Origin of the sequence: Sphingobacterium sp. (genome assembly GCF_032065005.1) — a bacterium.
GTDB lineage: Bacteria > Bacteroidota > Bacteroidia > Sphingobacteriales > Sphingobacteriaceae > Sphingobacterium.
Genome location: NZ_DAMBMM010000001.1, coordinates 323,186 through 337,182 on the forward strand (window position 1 = coordinate 323,186; position 13,997 = coordinate 337,182).

General features: G+C 36.1%; 14 protein-coding genes. 5 read left to right on the forward strand and 9 right to left on the reverse strand.

Annotation, left to right across the window (positions count from 1 at the left end; all coding sequences use genetic code 11):
* Positions 1 to 9 precede the first annotated feature (9 nt).
* From RT138_RS01410 to RT138_RS01420, 3 genes are read left to right on the forward strand one after another with little or no spacing between them, the layout of a single operon-like run.
* Positions 10 to 924, forward strand: a complete 915-nt coding sequence (locus RT138_RS01410; RefSeq protein ID WP_313189199.1) for a hypothetical protein — start codon at positions 10 to 12, stop codon at positions 922 to 924.
* Positions 917 to 1,717 (forward strand): polysaccharide biosynthesis/export family protein, encoded by an 801-nt coding sequence (locus tag RT138_RS01415; protein WP_313189200.1) that lies wholly within the window; start codon positions 917 to 919, stop codon positions 1,715 to 1,717. The genes RT138_RS01410 and RT138_RS01415 overlap by 8 nt, the downstream gene beginning before the upstream one ends.
* A gap of 7 nt (positions 1,718 to 1,724) precedes the next feature.
* Positions 1,725 to 4,130, forward strand: a complete 2,406-nt coding sequence (locus RT138_RS01420) for a GumC family protein (RefSeq protein ID WP_185216602.1) — start codon at positions 1,725 to 1,727, stop codon at positions 4,128 to 4,130.
* A gap of 67 nt (positions 4,131 to 4,197) precedes the next feature.
* On the opposite strand, the gene RT138_RS01425 is transcribed toward RT138_RS01420, so the two are convergent.
* Positions 4,198 to 4,347 (reverse strand): hypothetical protein, encoded by a 150-nt coding sequence (locus tag RT138_RS01425; RefSeq protein ID WP_313189201.1) that lies wholly within the window; start codon positions 4,345 to 4,347, stop codon positions 4,198 to 4,200.
* A gap of 290 nt (positions 4,348 to 4,637) precedes the next feature.
* On the opposite strand from RT138_RS01425, the gene RT138_RS01430 reads away from it, so the two are divergent.
* Together RT138_RS01430 and RT138_RS01435 are read left to right on the forward strand one after the other, a co-directional pair.
* A complete protein-coding gene (locus RT138_RS01430; RefSeq protein WP_313189202.1) occupies positions 4,638 to 5,489 on the forward strand; it encodes a ChbG/HpnK family deacetylase in 852 nt (283 codons plus the stop codon).
* Between the two features lie 444 nt (positions 5,490 to 5,933).
* The gene (locus tag RT138_RS01435; RefSeq protein ID WP_313189203.1) at positions 5,934 to 6,455 is read left to right on the forward strand and encodes a hypothetical protein; all 522 of its coding nucleotides are present in this window, start codon (positions 5,934 to 5,936) and stop codon (positions 6,453 to 6,455) included.
* On the opposite strand, the gene RT138_RS01440 is transcribed toward RT138_RS01435, so the two are convergent.
* The 8 genes from RT138_RS01440 to RT138_RS01475 form a co-directional block, all read right to left on the reverse strand.
* Entirely contained in the window at positions 6,452 to 7,312 is an 861-nt protein-coding gene (locus tag RT138_RS01440) for a hypothetical protein (protein WP_313189204.1), read from the reverse strand. The two genes, RT138_RS01435 and RT138_RS01440, sit on opposite strands and share 4 nt — an antisense overlap.
* Before the next feature lies 1 nt (position 7,313).
* Entirely contained in the window at positions 7,314 to 7,952 is a 639-nt protein-coding gene (locus RT138_RS01445) for a hypothetical protein (protein WP_313189205.1), read from the reverse strand.
* Positions 7,953 to 8,127: 175 nt separating this feature from the next.
* On the reverse strand, positions 8,128 to 8,802 hold the full coding sequence (locus RT138_RS01450; protein WP_313189206.1) for a DNA alkylation repair protein: 675 nt from the start codon (positions 8,800 to 8,802) through the stop codon (positions 8,128 to 8,130).
* A 341-nt stretch (positions 8,803 to 9,143) separates the two neighbouring features.
* A complete protein-coding gene (locus RT138_RS01455; RefSeq protein ID WP_313189207.1) occupies positions 9,144 to 9,779 on the reverse strand; it encodes a hypothetical protein in 636 nt (211 codons plus the stop codon).
* Positions 9,780 to 9,901: 122 nt separating this feature from the next.
* Positions 9,902 to 11,179 (reverse strand): TolC family protein, encoded by a 1,278-nt coding sequence (locus RT138_RS01460; protein WP_313189208.1) that lies wholly within the window; start codon positions 11,177 to 11,179, stop codon positions 9,902 to 9,904.
* Between the two features lies 1 nt (position 11,180).
* Entirely contained in the window at positions 11,181 to 12,314 is a 1,134-nt protein-coding gene (locus RT138_RS01465; protein ID WP_313189209.1) for an ABC transporter permease, read from the reverse strand.
* Positions 12,315 to 12,318: 4 nt separating this feature from the next.
* Positions 12,319 to 13,269 carry an efflux RND transporter periplasmic adaptor subunit gene (locus RT138_RS01470; protein WP_313189210.1) on the reverse strand — a complete coding sequence of 317 codons (951 nt, stop codon included), beginning with the start codon at positions 13,267 to 13,269 and terminating at the stop codon, positions 12,319 to 12,321.
* Complete coding sequence (locus RT138_RS01475; protein ID WP_313189211.1) at positions 13,250 to 13,951, reverse strand: ABC transporter ATP-binding protein; 702 nt, start codon at positions 13,949 to 13,951, stop codon at positions 13,250 to 13,252. Before RT138_RS01475 ends, RT138_RS01470 begins: the two co-directional genes overlap by 20 nt.
* Positions 13,952 to 13,997: the final 46 nt, after the last annotated feature.

The following is a 13,997-nucleotide window of genomic DNA, read 5'->3' on the forward strand; positions in this document are numbered from 1 at the left end:
AAGGAAATAATGAAAACAGTGGACTATTTAGTTGCTGAGAATTTGATTAGGATCATATATGATGATTCAATTGATATTCAAAGTAGTTTATCTTCATTTATTGATTTTGAGGTTCCATTTGATCAGAATGCAGAGGCCATTGTACATGTTGAAATCGTTTTGGAACCCACTGACATTGACCTCACAGATGCCAAACTTCTAAGTGATGTTTCCATAATCTGGGGTGATAGGTTCAAATTTGAAGAAACAGAACAAAAGTATGTCACCTCGGTGGAAAATGGAAATGCTAAAGACACTGAAATTTGGAGAATGATAAGTGATAAAGACTTCCGATTCTCGAAAATTCACATAAAAAAACAAGAGTTATATGACTCTAATATTTTAAGCTGGCTCATTATGGTAGCATTTGGTCAGCGAGTTCTTTCAAATAATACAGCATTGATTCATTCCTCTGTTGTAGAAAATGGAGAATATGCTGTTTCGTTCTTAGGAAAAAGCGGTACTGGGAAAAGTACACACAGTAGACTATGGATAAGTACTAATGATGGTTTTCAATTATTGAATGATGATAACCCTGCAGTAAAAGTAGAGGGTGATGAAGTATTTATCTATGGAACTCCTTGGAGTGGAAAAACAGCTTGTTATATTAATAAAAAGCGAAAATTAATGTCAATTATTAGGTTGACACAAGCAAAAAAAAACCAAATGGAATGGAAAAGCAAAGGTGTTGAATCTTTATTGGCTCTGTTGCCAAGCTTCACGGCAATCAGATGGAATGCCAATATTTTTTCTTCCATGGTGAACATCCTTGAAAACATTATCCAACGAACTAATGTTGGACAATTAAATTGTCTCCCAAACCAGGAGGCAGCCATACTATGCTTAAATGAAATTAAAAAAGTAAATAAACTTGAAAATGAATAGATTAATTATCAGCCTGTTTGCATTGACTTTGTTTGGACTGAGTTCATGCGTTGTTTCTAAAAAGGTAACTTACCTTGAAAATATGGTTCCAGGTTCTGAATATCCTATGCAGGAGATTCCAACCTTAAAGATTCAGAAGTATGATAGATTGAGCATTATTATCAGTTCTAAGACTCCTGAATTGGCAGCACCATTCAACCCTGATGGTGGAATTTATAATGTAGGTGATAAAGGTGAAATTACCACCTCTGCTACTGGAGTTCCAACCGAAAAAGGATATTTAGTGGATAAAAGCGGAAATATCGACTTTCCAGTCCTTGGTGTCATCAAAGCAGAAGGAAAAACTGCCGAGGAGCTTAAGAGTTTTATTACGGACAGGTTGGTTAAAGAAAATTTAATCAATTCTCCTTTAGTTAGGGTAGAACTGCTGAACATTAAGATCATGATGATGGGTGAAGTTGGCGCAGTAGGTATCTTGAATGTTCCTGATGGTCAGATTTCTATTCTGGAAGCAATTACACGTAGCGGTGGTCTAACCACAAATGCTTTAACCGAAGCCATTACGGTCATCAGAGAAGAAAATGGCTACAGAAAAATGTATACAAGTAATATTGAAGATGTTAATCTATTCGACTCGCCAGTTTATTATTTGAAACAAAATGATATCGTCTATGTAAAACCAAGATCTGCCGTTCCTACTCCTAGAGAAGACTTAACATGGAGATATATTGGTTTTGCTACCGGTATGTTGACCCTAGGTGTGAGCCTTATAGCATTATTTAATAGAAACTAACAAATTAATGGTTAATCATTCAATAAATAAGCCTTTTCAAGGAAAAGGTAAACAAGATCAATCTCTTTATGTATTAGATATCTTGCGATATCTATTGGGGAACTGGAAATGGTTCTTGTTATCGATATTGATCTTTGGTGGATATTTTTATTACCAATACAGTAAGACTCCATTTTTATACAAAAAGGATCAAACTGTAATGATAAAAACAGCCACGAACTCCATGAGTGCTTCTAGGATTACCAGACCTAATAACTTTTACAATTTTGTAAATGTTAACTCTGAAATTCTTCAGCTAAGATCGCAAGAGTTAATGCGTAATACCATTAGTCTCTTGAATGCTGATGTAAGCTATTCTAGGAAAGATGGACTGAGGTCAGTAGAACTCTACAAAACTTCACCATTTATTGTTCGTTTTACAAATGTTCCTCCACAGGCTGGGTTCTCATTTAATCTGAAATATAAAGGAAACAATCAGGTTGAACTATCTTCATTTTCAAACTCCGACCCAGATAAAACAGTAACAGTAAAACTTAATTCAGAAGCCAAAACACCAGTTGGAAATGTAATCATTTCGGCCAATTCTGATAAAGCATATCGTGTAAATCTTTCTGAGGATATTACCATTACCAAAAGCCCTATCGAATCTATGGTAGGTTACTTTTTGGGCAATCTTAATATCGTTCAAATGGAAGATGTAGAAATCCTTCAGATGACTATGGAAGATACTTCTCCATTGCGTGCTGAAGACATGATCACTAAGTTGATTGAGGTGTACAATCAAATGACCATTGAAGATAAAAAGACAGTCGCTAATAATACGGCTGATTTTATCAATGACAGGATTGTAATCATTGAAAAAGAACTAAGTTCTGTGGAATCTAGCTTGGAAGGCATGAAAACCCAAAACCAAGGTCTGGATGTAAAATCTGCAGGTGAGGCTTATTGGACTGAATCTAGAACTTACCAGAGCTCAAGTAAAGAGTTAGAAACGCAATTGAAATTGGTAGAGATCATGCGCCAAAGGTTAAGTGATCCTAGCCGAGTAGATGACCTTATTCCAAGTAACACTGGGTTGGTAGATAATAATATTGAGGACATCATTTCTGAATATAACACGTTGCTATTGAGAAGAAACCGCTTGATGAGTGGAAACAGCTCAGAAAACCCAATTGTTCAAGATTTGAACAGTGCACTTTCTCAGGTAAGACAAAATATTGCCCGTGCTATTGATAACGTAATTTCTGGTTTTAGGATCAGAATGAATAACATGAGGGAAGAAGAGAATGCAGCGATCGGAAAAGCGAGAAGCCTTCCTTCAAAACAACGTATTATGTTGTCTGCTGAACGTCAGCAAAAGGTAATTGAAGAGCTTTATATTTTCTTGTTGAACAAACGTGAAGAAAACGCCATCAATAGAGCAATGACGGATGATAACATCCGCGTTATTGACTCTGCATCGGGTTCTAATGCTCCTTTCTATCCTAGCAAATTCAAAAAAGTTGCCATAGGTGTAGCCATCGGTATTGCGGTGCCAGCAGCCATATTGTTGTTGATGCTGTTGTTGAATACCAAGGTTAGAAACCGTAAGGACATTGAAGATGTGGTAAGCGTTCCTTTCTTGGCCGAGATTCCTTTCTCAACAGAGATGAAAAATGCCAAGAGTGATATTGTCATCAAAGAACAAGGCGTTGATGAGGTGACAGAAGCATTCAGGATTTTCAGAACGAACCTAAGCTTTATGTCTTCCGGTGATAAAAAACAAAAGGTCGTAACATTTACTTCATTCAATGTAGGTGCCGGTAAAACCTTCTCCGTTATTAATTTAGGAGTGAGTATGACCTTCTTGAAAAAGAAAGTTGTTTTAATCGACTTAGACCTTAGAAAGGGTACTTTAAGTAACATCACAAAATTCCCTATGCCAATTGGAGTTACGCATTACCTTTCTGATAGTTCTGTGACGGTTGATGAAATCATCTATAAAGATAGAACAGATGCCGAGATAGACATCGTTCCGATTGGTGTGATCGCACCGAATCCAGTTGAGCTTTTATTAAGTGAGCGTTTGGATCAATTGATCGCTGAACTAAAAGAACGTTATGACTATATTATCGTTGATAATGTTCCACTGGGAATCGTTGCAGACGCTGATATCGTGAATAGGATTACCGATGTGACCATATTTGTGGTACGTGCTGGTAAGATGGATAGAAGGCAATTGCCTGATGTTCAGAAAATCTATGATTCTTCAGCATTGACCAATATGGCGATCCTTTTAAATGGGGTGAAATTCGGAAATAACCCTTATGGTTATGGTGGATATGGATATGGTGGTTATGGCTACGGTTATGGCTATGGTTATTCAGCCCAACAGAAAAGAGGTTTCTTCTCCAGACTATTTGGAAGAAAATAAAATAGAACATCAGAAAAGCCCTATAGAATATCTATAGGGCTTTTTTATTGTTAATCATTTTCTGATTCTATGAGGCAAAACCTGGGATGAATACAATGTTTTGCTTTCCATTTCCAATCTTTTCGACTTGGAAACTATTTTCTTTGGTCTGAGCTTCTGCTGTTGATACCAATGCTACAAAGGCGATAACGGCTATTAAAATGTTTTTCAAGTTCATAACTAATTGTTTTTGTTTTCCTTTAGATATGATTTTGAAAAAAATGTTACAGTATATTTTGCAAAAATTAGTACTGTCTCTATAATGGATTGATTAAAAGGTTGAATGCCAGTTCGATAAAAAGGAAATAACTAGGTTCCTTTACTCAAATAGTGTTGGTTTTATTTCTTCCACTTCTTAGCATATTTTTTTAAATTTATTACATCCAAGCCTTAAGCTCTTGGTTTATAAATCAATAACCATTTCCTAATACAGCACTGAATATGTCCAAAAGCCCCTTATTCCGAAAATTGATTGCCTTAATTTTGCTTACTTCGGTATTTGCTCCATTGTTTGGTCAACATCCCCCAAAACTCATTGTCAGATCCGATGATATCGGTTCGTTTAATGCGGCAAATCTTGCCATTATTGAGACCTATCAAAAAGGCATAACCACTTCAGTAGAACTCATGGTAAACTGTCCTTGGGCACCTGAGGCTGTTAAGATGTTGAAGGAAAATCCAAATTTAGATGTTGGGGTTCATTTGATGATTACAAGTGAATGGGAGAATTGTAAATGGCGGCCTTTGACAGCAGCGAAAAGTTTAATAGATGATTATGGCAATTTTTACTCTTTTATCTATCCTAATGAGAAGGTACCGATGGCGTCCATTCAGGAACATCAATGGAAGCTGGAGGATATTGAAGCAGAGTTCAGGGCTCAAATTGAACTGGCAAAGAAAATGTTGCCGCGAATTTCACATATTTCCACCCATATGGGTAGTGGTAATTGGAATAAGGAGGTAAAGGAAATGTTGATCAGGCTTTCTAAGGAGTACAATCTCCCTCAGGATATGGATTATGAATTCTTAATGTTCCCAGATTTAGACCTGAAAAGCAAAGCGAATGTGGAAGGAAAAATTCAAGCTTTTTTGAGGGCGCTCGATGAATTAAAGAAAGATAGGGTATACCTGTTTGTGGAACATCCTGGTCTTGATGTCAGTGAAATGGAAAATGTGGGCCATGAAGGCTATAGGAATGTTCGTGAAGATAGGAGTGAGGTAACCAAAATCTTGCTAGATCCTAGGATTAAATCCAAAATCCATCAATTAGGAATTGAATTAACAGACTTCAAATCCTTAAAACCAAAGGGGACTGAATAAAAGACATTAATTGATAATATTAAAAAACGGAGAAATATAGATGACATAAATGGATATTAATGCTAAAGCAGAAATCCATATGCGGTATAAATAATGCATCATTCGATAATCTCCTGTCATATACCAATTGGCAAAGATTGCAGCACTTGAGAAAAAAATAATAAAGCTGAAGAATAAGACGATCACCATACTGTAATTTTGTTCAATTGTTAATTTCCTTATTTCAAATAATTAGATTTTTTGGTTGGTCTGCTAACTTCAGTTATCCTTCAAATATATGTAATATATTCATAATAAGAAACTTTGAGTCTTTTAATTTTTATTTTTTATTTTAAAAATAAAACAACATGATATTTTATAAGGGTAGTTTCGTATATGTCAATGAAGTATTCTTAATAGAATTTAATATATTTGTACTGTTAAAAAACAAGAATCCTTTTGGTCATGCAGTTCAAAAAAAGAACATTCACTTTGCTCGATAAGTTGTTTCTGTCCGTATTCCTCTTAAATATTCTGAATTATTTCCTTTTTGAAAAAACGCTAATTTCGCTTAGGGTAGTTTTTTTCTTTTTCCTTTTTGGAATTGTGTTCTATTGGTTGATCCGAAAAAAAGACCTGTTCCGTAATGTAGGAAAATTAGAAAGTGTATTCTATAGTATTATCCTTACTGGCTCCTACCTGACTTTTATTTTTCTAGGTCTGAATTATTTGTTTTGCTCATCCGAAACCGAAGTCTCGACCTATAAAGTAAAATGTAAGATCAATAAAATTTGGTTGCCTGGGGAAGACATGGCACCAAAAGTTGTAAAAGCGGAATTCGATAATGGATTCCATAAAAGAATAGGGCTTTCAGAAGGCATAAGAATTCAAAATATACATCCAGACTCTTTGAATGTCTATTTATCCTTGGGTTTATTTGGAATTCCTGTAATCAAAAAAGTGGAATTTGATCATTCGCATTCTTAAAAACTGTTCAAATAAGTGCTTCCGTCCATTTCATTAGCCATAAAATGGATGATACTCCCGTAATTATCTGTTGTAATCGGTTCTTCTAAATATTTTAATATAGTTTTAAAGGGATTAGCGTTGTCCAAGTCTAAAGGGACATCTTCAAAAATATTATATGAGAATGTGGCAGTTTCTATAATGATCTTTTGCTCTTCCGTCAACGCTTCATCTTTAATATACCTATTCAATGCAACTTTTAGACTGTTTTCATCAAAATCGGATTGAACAAAGATCAATGCCTTCCTTCCCCAGGTGATACTCATAACATAGATCAGGTCATCGTCTTTTAATTTAGCCAATTCCGCTATATAATTCATGATCCCATCGCCCCCTGGATCTATAAACATATCAAATAAGGGAATCTCATATTCCACAAGAATATTGGATTTAGGCATTTTGTTATTGACGTCCAAGCCAAACCATTTTCCAAGATCCATTTTTTGGCCAAAATTATCATATAGATCTTCGAGGTTTCGAATCGAGTAGAATGAATAACTCGCAATGCCTGCATTTCCTGTTGGAGCTCCTTCTTCCTTCAATTCATCAGAAATTACTTTGTACATGTTTTCCTTGCTAGGTACTATTTCAGGAAACTCATATTTAAACGTAGTTGAAATGGGGGTAATCTTATGATTGGTTTTAATATCCTTGAATTCATGCTTTTCCGTATTGATTGAATTCTTGCTAAGGACAGCGCCTAGAAATATACTTTCAGGATTTTTACCAAAGTAAGTCGAAGAATTTCTTGGTTCCTGAGCCGAAAGGATGCCCAAGGTTAATATATAAAGCAAAACAGTTATTAATCTAGTTCTCATTTTATTTCTTTTCAGGGGTAAAAACATAATTCTTCTTTAACCAGATTAATCTGGAATTATTCAAGGGCTCTGAATCGAGTAAATGTCGGTTATCGGGCATTTCATATTGCTGACCAACACTCAATTGGGCTCGGTTCTTATTATTGGTGTTTTTCTTGAAAAAGCTGATCTTAAGGGTTAAGGTTGAATCAGCATTCCTTGATGCCCAAATTTTCCAACTATTGTTTTTGGCTTCGTGGATTTGTAGAGTTTGCTCTGTCCATTTTATTTGATAGGATTCCATAGGCATTTTTGATTTATGCACAAACATGGAGTCTTCTTTGATCAGGATGGAATCTGGCTTGAAATAGGTAACACGGTTCCCGAAATGTAGTTTGATATCTGCCTCGGTTAGGTCTTTTACCACAAAGCCTTTAAGGTATTCAATGAAATCTTCATTTTTTTCAGAAGTGTATTTATATAAAATAGCTTTTGGTTTTTCAACAGGTTCGGGATCCGGTTCGGGCTCGGGTTCCGGTTTTGGAGCTGGCTTGGGTTCGGGTTCGAGTTCACTTGGACCGCAAGAATGTAAACTAATAAAGAAAATGGAGAGCGGAATTATTAATAAATAAATAGCAAAGCGATTGGTTATTAATGTCATGCCTTAGTTTTTGATTAATTGGTGACAGCTAGTAAAAGTGTAATTAACGTAAATATAAAAATAATTTCTAAATATTTAATAAAATAAATAAGGTGGTTGAAAATCAGCTTTTCCAACCACCTTAATCCGGTTTAATATAAACTTATTGTTAATTATATATTAATATCCTTGCTTATTACTTTTCTCTGCTTACGAAATAATCGATCCAAATTGGCGCGAAAGGAGAGGTACAGCCCTTAGATACTGGATAATCCTTGTAAACACCTAATTTATGACCGATTGCAATAGCACGATCCCTATATTGAGGTTGTTTAATGCCAATCTGAGCTAAGGTACTGTTCATGGTCCATTGTATTTCAGGTTTTGCTTCGAGCATATGTTTTTCAATATAATCCAATAATTTCGGAGTATCCTCCAATTCAGGATTCCTCGCAATATTACCGGATATCAAACTCCATGCTAGTCGCTGCAACATGACATTATCAGCTTTTTCCCATTCTAACCTTAGTGTTTGCTTATCTAAACTGTCTTTAACCAAATAACTATATAGCCAATCAATAACATTTGCGAAATTTTCTGATGAAACCATCACCGTCAATTGCGCGTTACTTAATTTTTTTGGGTCGAGAATTAGGATAGCTACACACCGCGCTTCCATGTTGTTGGTCTCCCATAGCTCAAGACCGAGTTCTTGATCCTTTTTTATCTTAGAAGCTATCTTACGAACATCACCCATTTTCACACCGTATTGATTATCGCCTGCACCTCTTTTTTTATTCTGAGCTATCAGTTTTTCAGAACCTAAGGACTTTAATTCCTCAAGAACTTCTTGTTTGGTCATCTTTGCCATGTCTTTATAGGAAGTTTAATGTGGTAATTTCTGTGTATAGATGTTGGTATAAACCAATTCATCTCCTGTAAAAATAAGAAATCTTGAATAAGATTGATTCGCTTCATAAAAAAACTCCTTAGGCGGGGAACCTAAGGAGTTTTAACTAACCAATTATTAACCTAAATTATGAAATTTGATTAGATATATTCAATGTCTGTGCCGAAATGATAATTAACATTTCGTTTAACTATTTTTAACACTTTCTTGTTGAATGCCAATAAAAACATTTAAATCCAGCGCTAATTGTTTTATTTTTCCGTCTGCTGACAAACTGACATTCACTGGGATTGTACAATTTGTCATTCAGTAGATTGACTTTTTGAAACAATCAGTTCTCCTCTTATCATGTTTAAATCCTCAACACAACGCTTGCAAGATTCGAAGCGTCTCATTGGGCTTGGCAATTCCTTAGCTTTTTCATTCGAATTAAATTCAACGATATAACCGATTTGGTCCATTGTCGTAAAATATACGATATCTGCTTTGTTTTTGTCTGCAGAATTGTATACCATAATTCTCTTATTTGCGGAGCGATTATCTATCCAAAGGTCTATTTTTTTAGAGGTCAACCAACCCGTAACCTTAGCCTTATATTTTAGGTACAAAGGGTATTCAAGATAATTTAATAGATAACAATAATGTTTAAAATCGATTTCATAAGGAAACAGAAGCAAGCAACTATTGGGGTCAATGCGAATAAGTTTGATGATGACATGATATTCCATTTCGTTGATCATCTCACAAAAATCCATGCAGGCAGCCTTTACATCATTGTAAATTGGACCTTCAATTAGGATACCTTTATCATTGCTTATGAGGGGATAATCATTTTCCGAAAACTCAGGCCGACTTGCAGTTGATTTACCAGTAATCCAGCTCACTATAAGAACAATAATGACTATAGCGATGATAACTATACTAATAATTGTACTCATGGCTTTCTTAAATTAATAATGGTTTGAATGACCCCAAAAAGAAGGGTCGATCACTTAAAAGTAGAAATAAAATGTTGATATTAAAATAATTGCTGAATTTTATTGAAGCATTTGATGTTATCTTATTGTTCCAAAATTATTTTCAATAGGTCATATTTAGCTTTCCAAATGTCCTGACATGATTTTAGGTAATCACTATTGGCTTTATTAAAATCTATTAATAGGATTCTGCCTGCCTGATAGGCGGCCAACTTTTCTTCTTTGTTTTGTAATGCTAGGTCCTTGATTTTATTTAGACTTTCAATCTTTTGTTTTGAAAAAATGATTTTTTCCTGCTTTTGTTTTTTGTCGATTTCATCATTCAATTGAAGGTCTTCCAATTGTTGTACATATACTTTTTCACTGAGTTCGGCTTTCTTGATGGCGCTGCTATTACTAAAATATGCTGAGATTGGTATTCTCAAACCCAGATTTGCATAACTATAGCCATACCAATTGTTTTTGTCAATAATATTAAAGGAATTACTGAAATACTGAGCCCCATAATAAGCGTTAAATGACACGCTGGGTAGAACCTGTCGCTTTATTCCCTTTAATTGGACCATGGATAATTGCTGATCAAGCTCAACCAGCTGTTGGTCATAGATCTTTTTTTCAAAAGCCCCCAACTCCATTAATATTTCTTCCATATTGTTGCTCAGGACCCTAATGGAATCTAGCGGATAATACCTACCTAATTCTAAATTTGCCTCCTTTAAAATCGACCATGATTCATGCATCAAGATTTTTTTTCGTTGAACTTCTTGCTGCGACAGACTGTAATCTTCAGAACTCCCTCTACCTGCCAAAAATCTTTCCTTATTGATGCTGTTAATCTCCTCAAATAAAGCGGAATCTTTAAGGGCAAATTGATATTGTTCGGTTGCTAAAACAATCGATGCATAGGCTAAAGTAGAATTGATTTTCCAATCCTGTTCTGCTAATGATTCTTCAACCTTGGCTTTCTCTAAAGCGATTAGGTCCTCCTGCTGTTGGCTCTTCTTATTGGGATCGAAAAGGTTCCATTCCAATTGCAAACCAGCTTTGGAATTCCATTTTGTAGAAAATTTCAATGGTAATATAGCACCTTCCTCTGCATTAGGGTCAAAGGCAATGGCTGGAACTGGTGTTGTTGGAATAATTAGATTCCTTTGCAAATTGGCATCGCCATAAATTACTGGAAACCGTTCAGACCTCCTTACATTCAATTGGGCTGCCTGAACCTCTTTATTCAGTTTCTTCACTTTTAGATTACTCGCTTGGCCAATATAGTTCCATAGATCCGAAATGCTCAGGCTCTGGGCATTTCCGGAAAAGGTAAATCCTATTAAGAGTAAAAATAGAAAGATAGGTTTCTTCATATTAAAAAACTGATGCTGGTTCTAATTTTGATATTTTCCTAACGGCAAATAGAGATCCCCCAATGGATATTATCATGGTTACCAAAAGCAAAAACAAAGCAAATGGTATACTGACATTTATGTTCAATCCGCTTTTTTCAACCCCAAACTTAAAGCCATAGATCAATAACATCGCTACAGCATATCCAATGGCTGCATAAAGAAATGCTTGGGCTATGATCAGGCGGTTTACAAATTTGTTTTTTGCTCCAATAGCTTTTAAGGTACCATAATCTTTGATCCGGTCCAATGCTGACGAATATAATGTGAGGCCAATAATAAAAAATCCAGAGATCATGGCGAACACCACTAATGTGCCAAAACTCATCCCCATATTCGATGAAATCAAGATTTCCTTTACGGTCGAAGATTTTAGTTTTTCAGCATCCCAAGCTCTTAGATGGGGGAAGTTCTGATTGATTACCTCGATCATCTCCTTTTTATCTTGGCCCTGTCCAAGCTTGGCAATGATTAAACTGACCTTATCATTCGGGAAGTTTCCAAAATAACTTGCATTTTCTAAAGTCGTATACATAAAACTGGCTCCAAATGCCTGGGCGTTTTTGGTTATGACCGCTAATTTTGCACTCTTGCCATTGATTTCAATAGGTTTATTTAGATAAAGTGAGGTTTCCCAACTTCTTGCATTAAAATATTCTGCGCTGACCGCGTATGGCTGTAACAGATCCTGAACCGAGCCACTATCAATTTTGTTTACCTCAGGTCCCATCAGGAACCCAGGAGCAGGGGCACCAACTAAAGTGACAGCAGCAGTCTTGCCATCCAGAAAAGTGGCCTGAGCGTTGGCTAATATGATGGGAGTTGCTGTTTCTATACCTTTTAAGCTACCAATTTCTTGGACTGATCGCTGATCAATGCTATTTATTGAATTTACATTTCTGCTTTGGGACTCAATTATCCATAAATCATCTTTTTCAACAGGCGCATTGTTCACCAAGTTTCCCATTAAACCCATCAGAAAGAAAAGGAGGCTTAACTGTTGACCAATGAGAAATACACTGATCACAATTGCAGTGACTATTCCAAAGCTCTTGGCCCGATCAAATCGAATAAATTTCCAAGCTAATCCCAGCATCCTATCATAATTTTATCCTACATTCAACTTTAGAATTGATCAATAGAGTAGAATTGCCTTCAGGTTCTATTCGTATTCTTCGTACCCTTCGGTCTTCTGCCTCGTTTGCCGTCTCAAACAATATGGATTTGTTCATTAGGGTAGGACTTAAATAGACAATCTTTCCTTTACCAATGACTGTTGGTTTTCCAACAAAGTTGATGTCAACAGTTTGTCCAATCTTTACGCTATCCGCAAATAATTCATCAACCTCAGCCTCAATGATTATATTTTCATTGTCCACTATTTTTCCTAATTCAGCCGTACCATTGATAGTTTGGCCAATCTCCACGTTTAGTTCAGATACTATTCCTTTTTTGATGGCCGTAACCTGATAGTCCTTTAAGCTTTGTCTATTTTTGGCAATGATGATGGATTGTTCTTTTTCCGTAGCTTGATTGGCCCTGATCTGACTTTTTAAACCTGATATGAGCTCTTCGTGTTGCTTGACATTGGAAAGATCATTGTCTACATTTTCCCTAGTTTCTGCATTTTTCGCTAAAAGGTTCTTGGACGTTTCATATTTCGACTTTAACTCTTTTAATATGATTTCCTGCTTGGCCAAATCCCTGATACTAGCTTGATGTTGAGCTTTCAAGCCCTCTAATTGGCTTTGTGACTGAGCAAGATCCAATTCCTCCGTATTCTCTTTCAAGGTCATTAAAACCTGGCCTTGTTCCACTTCATCACCTTCTTTGACCATTATATCCTTGACCTCGGCACTGACCGGTGAACTGATCTGTACCCAACCACCTTCCGGTAATACCTTGCCGATTGCAATGACAGAGCCGTAAACAGCAGACAGCTTCGCCTTCTCTTGCTCTTCTTGTTTCTTCTTTTCGCTTTTGCAGCCAATTAAAGCAATCAAGATCATGAAGCAACCAAAAATGCTTAACCTATTTATAATCTTCCTCATTTCGAATACTGTTTGAAACATTTCCTTCCTCTACATAAATGACCTGATCAGCGAACTTTCTCAACCTAAGGTCATGTGTGACAATAATTACTGCCTTACCTTCCTGCGCGAGATCTTTAAGTTCCTCCATGATAATGGCTGCACTTTTTGCATCTAATGATGCCGTTGGCTCATCACATAAAATCATAGTTGGATTGGTCACTAGGGCCCTTGCTATGGAAACCCTTTGTTTTTGGCCACCACTTAATTTCTTGGGCAAGTTGTGCAAACGGTCGGCCAGACCAACTGCTTCCAAGGCTGCAATTGCCTTTTCTTTTGCTTCTTTTTTATCCACTGCTTGCAGTAAAAGAGGCTGCATCACGTTTTCTAAAGCAGTAAGGGGCTCCAAAAGGTTGAATTGCTGGAATACAAAACCTATATCATGCAACCTTAAATCTGCAAGTTTGTTTTCCGACAGACTTGTTACCTCTTTGTCTTTATAGAAAACTTTTCCCGAGCTAGGGTATATGATACAACCAATGATGGACAATAAAGTTGTCTTTCCAGAACCGGAAGGCCCCATGATTAAGGTCAATTTGTTGGACTCAAAACTTAGGCTACTTTTAGCCAAAGCAGTAATGCTAGTGTCTCCAGTTTGATATATTTTCTCAACGTTTTCTAGGCGAACGATTTCTTCAGGCATGCTTTTCCAGCTTTGGTTTTAAAAATAACCAAGAAATAGCCTAAAG